The organism is Neobacillus sp., from assembly GCF_031988165.1.
In the GTDB taxonomy this organism is placed as follows: Bacteria; Bacillota; Bacilli; order Bacillales; family Cytobacillaceae; genus Neobacillus; species Neobacillus rhizosphaerae.
This window is the reverse complement of the sequence record NZ_DALZYO010000006.1, coordinates 62,206-77,111: the sequence shown is the minus strand read 5'-3', so window position 1 is coordinate 77,111 and position 14,906 is coordinate 62,206. Positions and strand designations below refer to the sequence as shown.

17 protein-coding genes are annotated in these 14,906 nt (G+C 36.4%); 13 read left to right on the top strand and 4 right to left on the bottom strand.

Annotated features, from left to right (window positions below; translation table 11 throughout):
• Positions 1-2: 2 nt before the first annotated feature.
• On the bottom strand, positions 3-1,658 hold the full coding sequence (locus RTR43_RS05065; protein ID WP_312470131.1) for an FAD-binding dehydrogenase: 1,656 nt from the start codon (positions 1,656-1,658) through the stop codon (positions 3-5).
• 261 nt (positions 1,659-1,919) lie between these two features.
• On the opposite strand from RTR43_RS05065, the gene RTR43_RS05060 reads away from it, so the two are divergent.
• The 6 genes from RTR43_RS05060 to RTR43_RS05035 all read left to right on the top strand — a co-directional run bounded on the left by RTR43_RS05060 (position 1,920) and on the right by RTR43_RS05035 (position 6,477).
• Positions 1,920-2,249, top strand: coding sequence for a PadR family transcriptional regulator (locus tag RTR43_RS05060; protein WP_312470130.1), 330 nt, complete (start codon positions 1,920-1,922; stop codon positions 2,247-2,249).
• A complete protein-coding gene (locus RTR43_RS05055) occupies positions 2,246-3,448 on the top strand; it encodes a DUF2812 domain-containing protein (protein ID WP_312470129.1) in 1,203 nt (400 codons plus the stop codon). The genes RTR43_RS05060 and RTR43_RS05055 overlap by 4 nt, the downstream gene beginning before the upstream one ends.
• Positions 3,449-3,584: 136 nt before the next feature.
• A complete protein-coding gene (locus tag RTR43_RS05050) occupies positions 3,585-3,905 on the top strand; it encodes a hypothetical protein (RefSeq protein WP_312470127.1) in 321 nt (106 codons plus the stop codon).
• Positions 3,906-3,986: 81 nt separating this feature from the next.
• Positions 3,987-4,547: a maltose acetyltransferase domain-containing protein gene (locus RTR43_RS05045; protein WP_312470125.1), complete on the top strand. Its 561-nt coding sequence runs from the start codon at positions 3,987-3,989 to the stop codon at positions 4,545-4,547.
• 83 nt (positions 4,548-4,630) lie between these two features.
• A complete protein-coding gene (locus tag RTR43_RS05040; protein ID WP_312470124.1) occupies positions 4,631-5,149 on the top strand; it encodes a hypothetical protein in 519 nt (172 codons plus the stop codon).
• 353 nt (positions 5,150-5,502) lie between these two features.
• Entirely contained in the window at positions 5,503-6,477 is a 975-nt protein-coding gene (locus tag RTR43_RS05035) for an alpha/beta fold hydrolase (protein ID WP_312470123.1), read from the top strand.
• 22 nt (positions 6,478-6,499) lie between these two features.
• On the opposite strand, the gene RTR43_RS05030 is transcribed toward RTR43_RS05035, so the two are convergent.
• On the bottom strand, positions 6,500-7,192 hold the full coding sequence (locus RTR43_RS05030) for a hypothetical protein (protein ID WP_312470121.1): 693 nt from the start codon (positions 7,190-7,192) through the stop codon (positions 6,500-6,502).
• Between the two features lie 381 nt (positions 7,193-7,573).
• Here RTR43_RS05030 and RTR43_RS05025 point away from each other — a divergent pair, with 381 nt between their 5' ends.
• The 3 genes from RTR43_RS05025 to RTR43_RS05015 are packed head-to-tail and all read left to right on the top strand — an operon-like array spanning position 7,574 to position 9,505.
• On the top strand, positions 7,574-8,038 hold the full coding sequence (locus tag RTR43_RS05025; protein WP_312470119.1) for a GNAT family N-acetyltransferase: 465 nt from the start codon (positions 7,574-7,576) through the stop codon (positions 8,036-8,038).
• Positions 8,035-8,502, top strand: a complete 468-nt coding sequence (locus RTR43_RS05020; RefSeq protein WP_312470118.1) for a hypothetical protein — start codon at positions 8,035-8,037, stop codon at positions 8,500-8,502. The genes RTR43_RS05025 and RTR43_RS05020 overlap by 4 nt, the downstream gene beginning before the upstream one ends.
• A gap of 19 nt (positions 8,503-8,521) precedes the next feature.
• The gene (locus tag RTR43_RS05015) at positions 8,522-9,505 is read left to right on the top strand and encodes a hypothetical protein (RefSeq protein ID WP_312470116.1); all 984 of its coding nucleotides are present in this window, start codon (positions 8,522-8,524) and stop codon (positions 9,503-9,505) included.
• A gap of 252 nt (positions 9,506-9,757) precedes the next feature.
• On the opposite strand, the gene RTR43_RS05010 is transcribed toward RTR43_RS05015, so the two are convergent.
• Complete coding sequence (locus tag RTR43_RS05010) at positions 9,758-10,177, bottom strand: hypothetical protein (RefSeq protein WP_312470114.1); 420 nt, start codon at positions 10,175-10,177, stop codon at positions 9,758-9,760.
• 180 nt (positions 10,178-10,357) lie between these two features.
• Between RTR43_RS05010 and selB the strand changes: the two genes are divergently transcribed.
• The 4 genes from selB (at position 10,358) to RTR43_RS04990 (ending at position 13,898) form a co-directional block, all read left to right on the top strand.
• On the top strand, positions 10,358-12,241 hold the full coding sequence (gene selB, locus RTR43_RS05005) for a selenocysteine-specific translation elongation factor (RefSeq protein ID WP_312470112.1): 1,884 nt from the start codon (positions 10,358-10,360) through the stop codon (positions 12,239-12,241).
• Positions 12,242-12,726: 485 nt separating this feature from the next.
• Positions 12,727-12,852, top strand: a complete 126-nt coding sequence (locus RTR43_RS05000; protein WP_312470110.1) for a hypothetical protein — start codon at positions 12,727-12,729, stop codon at positions 12,850-12,852.
• A 228-nt stretch (positions 12,853-13,080) separates the two neighbouring features.
• Complete coding sequence (locus tag RTR43_RS04995; RefSeq protein ID WP_312470109.1) at positions 13,081-13,401, top strand: hypothetical protein; 321 nt, start codon at positions 13,081-13,083, stop codon at positions 13,399-13,401.
• A gap of 98 nt (positions 13,402-13,499) precedes the next feature.
• Positions 13,500-13,898, top strand: coding sequence for a VOC family protein (locus RTR43_RS04990; protein ID WP_312470107.1), 399 nt, complete (start codon positions 13,500-13,502; stop codon positions 13,896-13,898).
• 580 nt (positions 13,899-14,478) lie between these two features.
• On the opposite strand, the gene RTR43_RS04985 is transcribed toward RTR43_RS04990, so the two are convergent.
• On the bottom strand, positions 14,479-14,691 hold the full coding sequence (locus tag RTR43_RS04985) for a hypothetical protein (RefSeq protein WP_312470105.1): 213 nt from the start codon (positions 14,689-14,691) through the stop codon (positions 14,479-14,481).
• Positions 14,692-14,906: the final 215 nt, after the last annotated feature.

Below are 14,906 nucleotides of genomic sequence, written 5' to 3'. Positions count from 1 at the left end.
TGTTACTCTAATTCCTTCGCAAGAGCACGCCCAGCCTGCCTTCCTGTAAACAGGCAGCCACCGACGAAGGTTCCTTCTAGGGAGCGATAACCATGAATGCCGCCCCCGCCAAACCCGGAAACTTCCCCAGCAGAATAGAGTCCCGGAACTGGGTTTCCAGATGTATCTAGGACTCTACCGGATAAGTCAGTTTGCAGTCCGCCAAGCGTTTTTCGACTGACGATGTTTAGGCGGACAGCAATTAATGGACCCATTTTTGGATCAAGAATCTTATGCGGAGGTGCTACTCTAATCAGTTTGTCGCCCAAATAATTCCGTGCACCGCGCATGGCGGTTATTTGCAAATCTTTTGTAAATTTATTTTCTATCTCTCTGTCTCTAGCATGAATTTGCCGCTCAATGTCAGCAAGATTGAGTAAGTTTTCACCGGTGAGCTTGTTCATTCCGGCAATGAGTTCCGGCAAAGTATTGGCAATAACAAAATCTTCACCTTTATCCATGAATGCTTTTACAGGAGCGGTCGGGCCAGGAAGGACGCGACCTAACACTTTTTTAATACTCTTTCCCGTTAAGTCAGGATTTTGCTCGGACCCTGATAAGGCAAACTCTTTTTCAATAATTTTCTTTGTTAAAATGAACCACGAATAATCAAAACCAGTCTGCATAATGGCTTCAAGAGTTCCCAATGTGTCGAAGCCTGGAAAGTTCGGTGCCGGAAACCGCTTTCCTGTTGCATCAATCCATAGGGAAGAGGGACCTGGAAGAATACGAATACCATGCATTGGCCAAACTGAATTCCAGTTTTTAATGCCTTCTGTATAATGCCACATCCGGTCTCGGTTGACGATTCGGCCACCTGCCTTTTCAGTGATGGCCAGCATTCGGCCGTCTACATGTTCAGGAACACCGGAAATCATTTTTTTTGGTGCATCGCCTAGTCGTGCCGGCCAATTTTTTCTAATCAGTTCGTGATTTCCACCAATGCCACCGCTAGTAACCATTACAGCTTGAGCATGAAACTCAAAATCTCCTATCGTCTCACGTGAACTTGCTTCTCCACGAGCAGCGGAGCTTTGAACGAGAATATTTCCACTGGCTCCAATAACAGTACCATTTTCCGTTAATAATTCATTCACACGATGACGTGGACGGTAGTCGACAAGACCCTTTTCCATCGCTCTACGAACTCGATCCTCGAAGGGTTTGATAATTCCAGGGCCTGTTCCCCAAACAATGTGAAATCTTGGTACAGAGTTGCCATGCCCCTCTGCAAGGTAACCTCCACGCTCTGCCCAGCCCACCACTGGAAAAAAACGAACTCCCATTTCATATAGCCATTTGCGCTTTTCACCCGCAGCAAAATCAACATAGGCCGCAGCCCACTTTTTTCCCCAGTAATCCTCGTCCTCTTCTCGGTCATAACCAGCTGCTCCTAACCAGTCTTGCCAGGCAAGTTCAAGGGAATCCTTGATGCCCATCCTTCGCTGTTCGGGTGAATCGACGAGGAATAATCCACCAAACGACCACCATGCCTGTCCACCAAAAGATGCTTCCGGTTCTTGATCTAATAGGAGCACTTTCTTACCTGCATCTGCAAGTTCAGCAGTTGCCACTAAACCAGCAAGTCCGGCCCCAATCACAATCACGTCAAATTTCAAACTTCATCCCCCATTTCAAAACGATTTTTCCAAAAGATGGTATGTTTATTTTCTGAAAAATCAATATTTTTAATTATACCATGACTTTTTAAAAATATTCGATTACCTCAGCGTTAAGTAACATTTCTCATGAATATTTTGGAAATTAAGGTATTGATTAATAAGTCACAACGTGATATAGTCATGACGAGACATATCTATTTATGACATAGTTTCAACCATTTCACCATACATAGAACCAAGAATTGGGAGGTGAGGATTTTGGATATTGATAAAGTCTTGAAAAAATATGTACCGATGACAGAAACGGCGTTCTATATTCTTTTATCGCTAACGGAACCGCGCCACGGTTACGGAATTGTTAAACATGTAGAAGACATTACAAACTCAAGAATCTTATTGGGATCGGGGACCGTATACGGAACGTTAACGAAAATGCAAAAAGATGGAATCATTACGGTATTTGCCGATGAGGAAAGAAAAACGGTTTATGAAGTAACGGAAACAGGAAAAAGTTTAATTACAGCCGAGATTAAGAGACTTAAGGAACTGCACCAGAATGCATTGAAATTTGAGGGGGATTTTTTATGATCAAAAAAGTATTGAGGCCATTCTGGAGCTATGATGTACAAAAAACAGAAAAATGGCTCTCGTCAATGGCAGAAGACGGTTATTTTTTAGTAAAGGTCAATCGCGTAACACGTTGCTTTTTCTTTCAACAAGGCGAGCCTAAGAAGCTAATGTACCGAATCGGGTACGATAAAATGCAAGGGGAGTCACTTTCGAAAGGGCTAATAGCAGAGGGATGGACAAAGGTTTTACGGACTGGCAACTGGTTTGTAACGGTTAATGAAAAGCCACTGGAGCAAATTAAAACCTCCCCTGTCCGGGAAGGAATTATTAAACATAATCGAATCATTATGTATATTTTCGGTGGTATAGTATTCTATTTTTCAATTATGGCAGTATTTTTTCTAAGTATCTTTGGACTAATTCTATTTTCTGGAGATTCCCAAGTTGAGGTTGAAGAAAGTCCATATTGGATTTTCACTTATTTATATTTTGGTGCCGTTATAGCCACATTCGCACTTTCACTTTATTCTGTAATTAAAATTCATCGGACAAATAAAAAATTAATGAATGAAAAAATAAATAGAGATGTATTTTTCGGGAAGACTCAAGGTGAAAAAAAATTAACCAAATTGGAAGAAAAGCAGTTAAAGAGTTCCGGACAACTGGTTAAAAAAAGAAAGCTTGGATGGATGTATGCTCCGGATAAACTAGAGCAGTGGCTCGAAAAAATGGAGGAAGAAGGATATAATCTCTACCGAGTCAGTAAAGCAGGAACGACCTTTCATTTTCTAATTGGGCACCCGCGAAAGGTAAGTTATTGTGCAGATTATCAGAACATTGCCGATGAAAGCTACTTTGATATCCACAGAGATGCGGGCTGGAAAAATGTTTTCAGCTCAATTGGATCATTACAAAAATGGTCGATCTGGAGCCGTGAATATTCAGAGGACGAAGAACGGCCAGAAATTTATAGCGATAAAACTAATCAATTAAAACATGCCAGAAAGATTGCTATCGCCTATACATGCTTGTTCCTTCCATTAATTATTGCCTATATTTTAAACTTAGGTTTGAGCATAGAATTGATTAGTATTAAAAAAGTTGATAAAATGCAAATTTATAGCATGATTATTATGTTGTTAGCAATTTTGACTTTTGGTAGTTTCTCAATCAGGACATGGATGTATTACGGGCGATTAAAAAAGCGGGTTGGTTGAAAATAAAGGGCAAAGGCCAGAGTGGAGATTCCATTCTTTTTGCTCTTTATTTTACTGGAAAAATAATGGGATAAAGAGGTGATCCTTTCCTCATTGGAGAATAAATAAATAGTGCACTGTAGGAAAGGAGTATTTTATGAAAGTTTTTTTCAAAAATGCCTTAAAGGTTTCATTTACATCTCTGATTGCAACGATTATTGTGACAATTTTATTATTGGGTTTGCTAAATTTGGCAGGTTTTGATTCAAAAATCATCCATCTGATTGGAAAGGTTTTTATTGCAATTGCCTTACCGTTTTTAATCTTGAATCCAGTATTTGGTTTAATTTACTCGTTTTTTGTCAAAGGAAAAATAAAAATCCTATTTATATTTTTACATCTTGCTTCTATATGTGTGATTTCAGTATTTGCGTTCATAAGTTTTATGTTTAGATATTTTGTCCCTTTTGCTCCTTAAATCGTAACAAAAGTACATTTAATGGAATTATGATAAGTTTGATAATTTGGAAGGCAAAATTTAACTTTAGGAGACCGAATCATGAAAACAGAAAAAGAAAAAATGATCAACGGTGAGCTTTATATGGCTGCCGATACAGAACTTGTAAAAGATCGTGAGAATGCACGGAGACTTACTAGATTATTCAATTATACATTAGAGACAGAGGGTGCTAAACGGACAGAACTCTTAAAAGAATTGTTTGGTTCTACAGGAGAAAATATATACATAGAGCCAAACTTTCGTTGTGATTACGGTTACAACATTCATGTTGGCGAGAATTTTTATGCAAACTTCGATTGTGTTTTTTTAGACGTTTGTGAGATTCAGATAGGTAAGAATTGTATGGTAGCACCGGGTGTTCACATTTATACAGCAACGCATCCATTGAACCCGGTCGAGAGAATTTCTGGTGTTGAGTTTGGGGCTCCAGTACAAATTGGTGATAATGTGTGGATTGGCGGGAGAGCAATTATTAACCCTGGGGTTAAAATAGGTAATAATGTCGTTATTGCTTCAGGTGCAGTGGTTACAAAGGATGTACCCGATAATGTTGTGGTTGGCGGAAATCCGGCAAGAATAATAAAAAATATTGAATTATAGTTCATGAAAGACTTTCAAATCGTATAGATCATCCCGTGATGTAGAATAATATGTTCATACATTGTTAGGGGTGATTTTTTTTGATGAAAAAAACAACATTTATTATTGCAGGCCTTTACGTATCGCTTTGTTTTAATTCCTTTAATGCCCAGGCTGATGTACTACCCAGACTATCAACTGAATGTATTGAAAATATGAAAAATCGAGATGTGCACTACAATAAAGAGTTAATGAAAGATATAATTTCAAGTTTTAATTTGGATATTGATGATCATACATACCATGAGGTAACGGATAGAAATTTGGATGCAGCAAATCTTATCTATGGTGGAAAAGATATAGACGAGTATTACCAGTCATTACATAAACAATTTATTGTCGCCTCTCGCGGTAAGCCTACATTGTTTGTCAAACCTTCGGAAGCCTATTTGCTTTATAAACAGCCGGATAATACGAATGTCGCTGTGCATTTAAAGCTCAACAATTTTAAATGGGAAGTTATTGAGAAGAAAAAGAAAGGAGGTAACGCTGTTAAATATAAGCTGTTAAAATGTGAAAAGGAATACTTGAAGGAAAAGAGGGAATATAACAACAATGACTAATTATTAAGACAAGGCTTTCTCCTCTAATAAAGGAGTGGCCTTTTTATTTTTCTTTGAAGAAGAAGGGTTTGGGAAGTGGAAAAGAGAATTTTTTTATTAACAACGTAGTAAACAAGGATTTTTGAATTTTTTTGAAATTTAAGACTTTAAGGAGAGTTTTATTTTGATTAAAACTGAAAATGAAATACGTAAACTGATAAAAAGTGATAAATGGATGCCGTTTTAAACGTAAATAATATTTACATAATTTCCATCCATATATTTATTAACCTCCTACCGAAAATCAATCATTTAGCTTCAATTTAATGCCGGAGCATGAGAAAATAGAACTAATTCGGAAAAGGGGAACCTATATGTTTAAAAGATATACACCAAAGATAGAAGGTAGTAACTCAGTAGCAGAATTAATGAAGCTTCCTATTGGTGGTGTGGACCAATGGCTGTTAATAAGAGGGGAAAATAAAAACAATCCGTTATTGTTAATGATACACGGTGGACCTGGTGCAGCACAAATTGGTTTTAATAGAGATTATCAACAAGAGCTTGAAAAACATTTCATTGTTGTGAATTGGGACCAAAGGGGAGCTGGATTATCATATTCCAAAAATCTTCCAAAGGAAACGATGACGGTTGATCAATTTTTATCCGATACGATTGAGGTAACAACTTATTTGAAAAAAGCATATCAAAAAGAGGGCATTTTCTTAATAGGTCATTCTTGGGGAAGTATGCTGGGTTTGTTAGCAATTCACACGCACCCTGAACATTTTACACACTATTTTGGTGTTGCTCAGGTTGCTAGCATGAAAGCGACTGAAGAATTGTCATACGAATTAATATTGAAAAAGGCAACGGAATTAAACGACCAAAAGGCGATAAAAGAGTTAACACAAATAGGAAAACCACCATGGAACAGTCTAAAACATGACAAGGTACACCAGAAATATCTAGAGTTATTCGGAGGCGGTATCTCCCATGACGGAAAGTTAGTAAACGAATTCATCAGAAAGCTACTTAAGAGTAAAGAATACACCTTTTTCGATGCAATTAGCCATTTAAAAGGACAGCTATTTAGTATGAAAACAATGATTAATGAATTAAGAGAACTTGATTTGAAAAATATTATTCAAAAAGTTGATGTGCCGATTACCATGATTATGGGTAAACATGACTTAACAGTGCCTCACGCCCCAACACAAGCATTCTTTGACCAATTGGAAGCACCGAGTAAAGAATGGATTTCCTTTGAAAATTCAGCCCATTCACCTAACTATGAAGAACTGGAGAAATTCACCCAAGTAGTGTTAGATCGATTGAAAGGTTATTAGACACATTATTATCAGGGTGGTATCAAGGGGTATTTTCTAAGATGATGCGAATTTTATCCGTATAAATTTTATCTAAATTTTTTGTGGAATATTTGAAATTTTCCATACTTGCCTTTTTAGGAATACCCATATTAACAAACTGATTATCAAGCTTTTCAAGAATAAAGCGGGAATCCTCATCATTTTTAGCTCCACTGGATTCTGTTGCAGCTAAATCAATTTTAGTGCCGTCGTTTAATTCAATTATGTAAAAAAAATCACCTTTTGAGTGACCGAAAAATTGTTTTTCTCCATATACACCTGCTGTAATTTTAATAATATCTTTAAAGCTGTATTCCTTGCCCTGTGGTGAAAGAAAAGAATGGTCTACGATTTTATTATTGGAAACAACTGTAACATTTGTGAGTATTGCATAGAGTAATATGATATTAAATACCCCAAATGTAGGAAGAAAAAGTTTCCTGTTTTTTTTAAGGAAGACTAAAACTAATTTTCTTATATCCTTATTAAAAAAGTAGAAAAAAACAAAGAATATATATAACTCATAAATAAATTCCAATCTTGAAGCAGGGTATTTAGTAAGCCACATAATATAGTCACTAGTCGTAAAAAGTATAACTTGAATAAATGAAATGAATATAAAAATACCTATTGTTACAATTAAAAGAGCAATAAATGAAAGTATTTTCAAAATAACTGATCGTAATGTTCTCAAACTTACAACTCCTAAACTTTATCGAACTTATGAAGATTATTATTTAAATCTTCAATAATTATATTTTCACTTTAATTTAATAGTAACAGATAAATCAAATGTAAAACATATACATTTCATGAAAAATAATGGCTTTTCATAAAAAACAATCATTAGCCTCAACTCCCAACCCAACCATGGAAATAAATGTAGAGAACAAGCCGTAGTCACCTAATAAAGGCGGTGAGAGCAGAGCTAGACTTCACATCTTTCGTCTAGTGAAATGGGTATTTCACTCTAACTGGTTAAAGTTATTCATTTTTGCGGCGCTCCGCCCCTTTTCCACAGAAATGAAGAATTGAGGTATGTTGGGAGAAATTAATAATAGAAGGGAATAGTAGCATGATAATAAAGCTTGATTTTCAAAATATGAATCTAGTCAGGGATCTGTTTAATCTGCAAAGAGTATCTTATCTCGTCGAAGCAAAATTAATCAACTTTTTCGAAATCCCCCCACTAAAGGAGTCTATGGAGGAGCTCTTAGAAAGTAGCGAAACCTTTTTCGGATATTTTATAGGGGAGGAATTAGCTGGTGCCCTCTCCTATACATACGACAATAAAGAATTGACAATTTGCCGGATGGTTGTCCATCCCAATCATTTTCGTAAGGGAATTGCTGAAGCTTTATTTAAGTATATCGAAAAAGAACATCCGGATTTAACAATTATCAAAGTTTCAACTGGTAAGGATAATGCTCCTGCCAAAGGTTTTTACTTGAAAAATGGCTTTATATTAGTAGGTGACCTTGAGGTTGTACCAGGTTTATATATTAGTAATTTTGAAAAAAGGAAGGATGAACCTAGTTGACAATTAATGAAACTCCAACATACTCGCATAAACAACTAGCAATAAACTCTTTTAATGCTACCTGGGATCTAATGGACCTTAATGAAAGAACAAAAGAAGAGGAAGAGGAAATGATTCATCTTACCCATGTTTCTTTTTGGCATTGGACACAAGTGGAGGGTCACACTCCTAGAAATCTGTCAATCGGTTATTGGCAATTATCCAGAGTATATGCAATTGCTGAACTGGGTGAAAGATCGCATTATTATGCCGGACGTTGTCTGTCAGTTAGTATAGACAACCAGATTGAGCCGTTTTATATTGGTTATGCATATGAGGCATTAAGCCGAGCCAATGCTTTATTAGATCGTCATGATTTATCAAAGGAGCAAGCTCAACAAGCACTTGAATATGCGCAAAAAGTAAAAGATGAAAGCTCAAAAGAAATGCTGATAAAGGATTTGCAAATGATAGATTGCCAATAAAGGATGAGAGGAGAAAAGGATGGACGAGTCCAAATTCTATGCTTATTGTCTTCTTGGGGATGTAACGGCTGCCTATGAGTACCTTCGCTCGATGCCGAATAAAAGTAAAAAATATCAGCAGTTAGAATCCAAGTATTATCACCGTTTTTTTGGTGGAAAGCCAATTTATCGATTTAAAACGGACGACCCCTGGATTAGAAAAGTTTTATTAGCTTATAATCAATACTTCACTTCCGTTTTAACCAGAGGGAATGTCGAAGAAGCGGAAACCCGGCTTGTACAGTCGTTAGTGGGATTAATTTCGGATAAAGATTTTAACACTAACCTTGATTTAATCGAGGAGAGATTAGAGGGAATTTTTCAAGAAAAGGGCTATCGTTTCTTAGGTGGTGTGACGTCTCCGTTCAGAGGTCCCTATATTTGGAAGATAACGAATAAAAAGAACTTTAGGGTTGAGTTACCAAACCAAACACAGGAGGTTACGGTTTACTTCTTAAGTAATTTCATTATGCAAAGCTGGATTCATTTTGCTACATTTGGTGAAAAATTTGCCGGTGGTTGGGCTAAAGAAGATGGACTTTATTTTGTAAATGAAGGCTCTAAGAATAAGAGAATGAAACTAGATAGCAGTGAGTTCCAAATCAGTTATTTAAAGCATGAGGCCCAGCATCTTAGTGATTATTCTCGCTTTCCAAATTTGCAGCCAAAAGATTTGGAATACCGTGCCAAGCTGGTTGAACTAATTTATGAATCGAAACCGATTAGATTGCTAAAGAAATTTTCTTATGAAGCTAAACATGACCCGAATTTTCCCCATCCCTATTCTTCCTATATCCTAATGACAAGATTGTCTAAACTGGCTTTTGGAATAGAAGAGATTCAGACCCTTGAAAATTGGAAGTTTGTGGATTCTTCCAGAGTTCGAGATTGGGCTTGGGATTTATATAATGGGCATACAGAACAACTCATAGTAAGCGGTGAAGGTACAGTAGGGGTCATCTAGTCTCCTTAAGAAATGATCAAAATTTGAAAAAACACCATCTTCGTTTTGAGGATGGTGTTTTTCATTATTCTTTATTGTTAGGCCAAAAAGGTTTGATAACCACCAAACATTTAAGGCTAAAATGAGGACTGCAAATCCTGTTGAAAGGACAGTAGTTAATGGTTTGTTTGTGAGTACACCCACTAATTCCTTCTTTTGTGTGAAATGAATTAATGGAAAAATAAAAAACCAGAAGCTAAGTTCTGGTTTTTGTTATTTTGCTGGGTTTTCTTGGAGGAACCTAGTTAGTTCATTTAGGTTCTTAGATTGATAAACAACGCCATTATTATCAAAGAGAATGTAGGCTGATTTACTCTTAACGGCAAGCTTGGGATAAACTTTTTGAGCCATTTCTTTTGTAGGTAAGCTCAAAATGTTCTTGACATTTTTGATGATTTTTTGGTCTTTCTCAATGGGTGTTTTGTCATCCTCTTCACCAATAACCAAAAGAGAATAGGACTGGGCATTCTCAGCTAACAAATTCGGATATGGAAAGGTGGAGTCTGTTTTCTGTTCAACGGTTTGTTTTAGTTTTTCGGGTGTTTGCTTTACTTCGTTTTTCTTTGGCTCGCTGTTCTGACAAGCTGCTAAGAGAATTAAACTTGCTATCATTGACCAAACCATCTTTTGCATATGCAATCTTCCTTTGTTGTAAAAATGTTCTTTTAATAAACATAGCACACTAATGAAAACTATGGACGTAATGAATGTGGAGGAATCGTGAAAAGAAAGCATTGTCTAAAAATGTTCTCTTGAACAAATGAGTCATAAAGGCTACAGTAGAATGGTAAAACGATTAAGAAGGTGGCAATCTTGGAAAAACGATATTTTACGATTGGCATGGCGGGACATATTGACCATGGGAAAACGTCGTTAACTAAAGCGTTAACAAATGTCGATACGGACCGGTTAAAAGAGGAAAAGGAGCGGCAAATCTCGATTGAACTCGGTTTTGCACCGTTATATGAAGATACTGAAATTCAAATATCTGTTATAGATGTTCCAGGACATGAACGCTTTATCCGGCAAATGATTGCCGGAGTTGCCGGAATCGACCTGGTTGTATTAGTTGTCGCCGCTGATGAAGGCGTGATGCCGCAGACGAAGGAACATCTGGATATCTTAAAATTCTTAGGTGTGAAAAATGGTTTAGTCGCGATTTCGAAAATTGACAGGGTTGACGAAGAATTTATTGAGCTTGTTAAAGATGATATTTTAGAAGAGCTAACCGGCACAGTCTTTGAGGATGTTCCATTTGTACTCGTTGATAGCCTTTCAAACAAAGGTATCGAGGAAATAAAAGAATTAATTATTAAAACATTAAAAGACCAAGAAATGCGGGATGCAAAGGGGGCATTCCGGCTTCCAATTGACCAAGTGTTTACGGTTAAGGGTCAAGGAACGGTTGTTCGTGGAACCGTATATGAAGGTTCTGTAGAGGAAGGTCAAGCACTAAAAATCATGCCAAAAGGGCTTGAGGTAAGAGCCAGACAGATTCAGGTCCATCATAAACAAGCTGGCAAGGCCTATGCTGGACAGCGGACCGCGATTAACCTTTCGAATGTTTCCAAGGAAGATTTAGAACGCGGGGATGTTCTTGTCTCGTCGGAGCATTTTATTGTAACGAAAACATTAGATGTTGCTATTTGTGTAGTCGAGGATCTTGAACATATGGTCAAGCAGCGGATGCCGATTAAGCTTCATATTGGGACGGCAGAGGTAATGGGGCGAATTGTGTTCTTTGATCGTAACCAAATTGAAGAAGAAAATGGTGAAATACTTTGTCAGCTACGGCTCGAGGAAGAAATTCTTACGAAGCGAGGCGACCGCTTTATTTTACGCAGGCCCAGCCCGCAAGAGACTATTGGTGGCGGCTGGGTGATTGATCCCCGTGGAAATAAGTATCGATTTGGAAATCAAACGATTGAAGAGCTAGAGAAGAAAAAAGTGGGGTCACCTAAGGAACGAATTACAGCTAGTTTGATAGAAGCGAAAAGCTTGCCGTTAAACGAGTTGATAAAACGGACAGCTCTTGATGAAGCAACATTAATTGAGCAACTAAATGATGCGGAATTTGTATTTTACAATGGAAAGGAATATACTCTTCAGCTGTTAATCAATTCTATTGAAGAAGATATTTTTGATCGGTTACAGGACTACCACCTTACTCATTCAATGAAGCCTGGTGTAAATAAGGCAGAACTTTTACAATCTATGCAAAATAGATTCCCTAAGTCTTTGCTTGATTTTGTGGTTGAAAACGGAATGGACAAGGGTGTTTTTAAGCGCAAAGAGCAATTTGTCTCTCTTGCTGACTTTGTTCCCCATGTTCCGAAAAGCTGGGAGAAGCGAACAGAAAATATGCTCGAGGAATTGAAGAAGGATGGATTAAAGGTACGTTACCTAAAGGACTATTTTTCAAAGGCTGGAATTCCGGAAATTCTAGAATTCGATTTAAAAAGATTTCTGGAAGACCAATCATTGCTTGTTCTGCTAGATGAGCAGTTTGCCTATCACGGAGAAGTGTTTAGTGAAGCTGTCGATAAACTTCGTAGCCAAACAGGTTTAGAGTTTGAAGTCGGAGATGCGAAAGATGTACTTGAATTATCTCGAAAATACATGATTCCATTTTTAGAGAGATTGGATGCCAAGGGCTTGACGAAAAGAGTAGAGAATAAACGAGCTTGGAAAATATAAAATAAACAGCCTCCATCAATCGGAATAAGTAGTTCCGTTTTCGAGGAGAAACATTTTAAATAGCTTATAAATTAGCATATCAATAACATAGTTATTGGTATGCTTTTTTGTTGATATAGCAACATTTATAAAGAAAATTAGTATAAAATCGCATAGCAAATAACCTAATAACAAAGTGACAATATCTATTGTCATCGTGTGAATTGGGGTGTTAATTTTTTCGGTATTTGCTATATTAATTCTAAGTTTATTGTGAAAAAAGAGAAGGGTCAATGGCACTTTATGTTAAAATGTATAAAAATTGTGAACATTTGAACTTAAACTAACGGGTCAGCTTGAATAAGGAATACAATTAATCAATTCTAAACCCAATGAACAATCAACCTCAAGACTGATGTTAAAAGTGGGTAAATACCATTAAAATTTACACTAAGAAAGTAGAGTGAAAAGGGTTGTTAAATTTGGAGCATTTTGGGGGTGTATCTATGAGTAAAGGAGAAAAACCTATTGGTTATTGGTTAAAAGAAGCAGATAAATCAATTTCAGCTAAGGTCAACAAAAAACAAGAATGCAATTGTTTCAGGGTATTACAAACGAGGAATATGAAATAACTGTCAAAGTACTTAAACAATTGATTGATAACGCTACAACAAGTTAACGTTGGAAATAAATCATGCCTTTCTTTAACTATAGGGGGCTTTACTTCAAGATGGGATTGCGGTTGCGACCATCTTTTTTGTTATTCAACTAAAGGATCAGGTTTGTTCAAGAAGGAGAAATAAACCTTTTTGGTGAAATATATCATAATCACTAACTGAAGAGGGATTAAAGGGGTGGTTATGAAACAAATCCAAGGTGTTACTGTTGAGGGAGTTAGGTACATTAACGAATTAGGGGAGTCTAGGATTATTGATTTTAAGGAATGCAATCAGAACTGGATACAGTACAGAAGAAGAACTGAGAACCTAAAGGATGATGAAATACGAGAAGTTATAAGAAAAGACAAAACCATTGGACAAAGAGATAGTGATGCAGAACCTGCCTATTTTGAGTTTTTTACAAGACCCTTTACGCGAATTGAATTTGAATCTAAAAACGCATTTCAACAGTTTAGAGATACTATTGCAGCCACTGGATGGAGTACAATCGATTTAACTTAAAGCAGTTCTTCTTGAACTAAAAGGGTGCATTACTTCAAGAAGGAAGGCTTTTTTTATGTTCAATTTCATTAAAATAATAAATAATTAGGGGGATTATTTTGACTATTTCAAATGAAGAAAGAATTATCATGATTATTTATGTGCAAGATCAAGATAAGAGTAAGCAATTTTATGAACAATTACTAGGTTTAAAACCATATTTAGATGTACCTGGTATGACGGAGTTTCAATTAAATAATAATTTTACGTTAGGAATCATGCCTGAAGATGGAATTGTGAGGTTATTAGATGGTAAAATTCAAAATCCTAAGGATGCAAGAGGAATCCCACGGAGTGAAATATATATTTATGTAAATGATCCTGATATATATTTAAGTAACCTAGTTGAATTGGGTGGTATGGAAATTAGTAAAGGAGAAATACGTAATTGGGGAGATTATGTAGCTTACGGCTCAGATATCGATGGACATATAATTGCTTTTGCAAGGCGAACCTAAACCTAGATCTCAAAAGAATGTTTATATGTCTATAAACAAAAATGACATTCCTAGTCGGTTTCGTCTTATTTGTCGTTTTAGCAACTACAAGAACTAATAATTCGCTCAACTCAAATCCAGAACATCACATATCGTCCCGATGCATAATTAACTACTACTATGAAAATAAGTTTCTTCAAGAAAGAAAAATTGACAATACATAAGAAAACCCTGCTGAATCGTTAAAAAAAGAGGAGAGCGATAATTAAAAAAGTCTATGGATTACCGTTGATTGGATTAAGGTCAGTATCAGTATTGACACTTCCTAACCATTTTCATTCTCTGTGGTACAGCACTGATTTTGTGCTGCATGGATGGCTAACAGGTTCAATAGAGAAAGATTGGGATGGCTGCGGCTATCCCTTTTTTCTTATTGCACTAATTGGCAGAATAGTTGAAGGTTCTAAAAACTCCTATTTGAAGGGGATGTATTCCTTTTAAAGGAAGCTTAACAATAAAAAAATGACTTCCAACAGGAAGTCATACATTAGGAGAGGTCTTTTACTTAAAGAGGGTAATTAAACTAAAGTAGGGTCAAATCTTATAATTTCTGACGTACTGATGCTTGTAATGGGACAGCAAATTGTAGAGGAGCTGATAGAGGAACTAATGTAGTTCCAACTGTAGTAAATCCAACAGGATAGACTCGTGGAGCTTTACCAGCCCCACAACCAATTTGCAAAGCTCCACCATTGACCATCGCACCAATTTTCAAAGTACTAATATCAAATGTTTGTTGAAGATGGTTATCCATTTTAATCACCTCTTATTAATATATGATTAAGAATTAGGTTCAATTCTGATAATAATAATAATGCCAAAAAGTAAACGAGAAATTAACTCATATTGCAAGGTGAGATCATGAAAATTCTTGTTTGTGGTTATTGTGGAGGAGAAAAATTAACTTAGATAAATCCAGATCAAAACCAATGTAAAAAGTGTGGTGCACTCCTTGAAAAACTTTCTGAT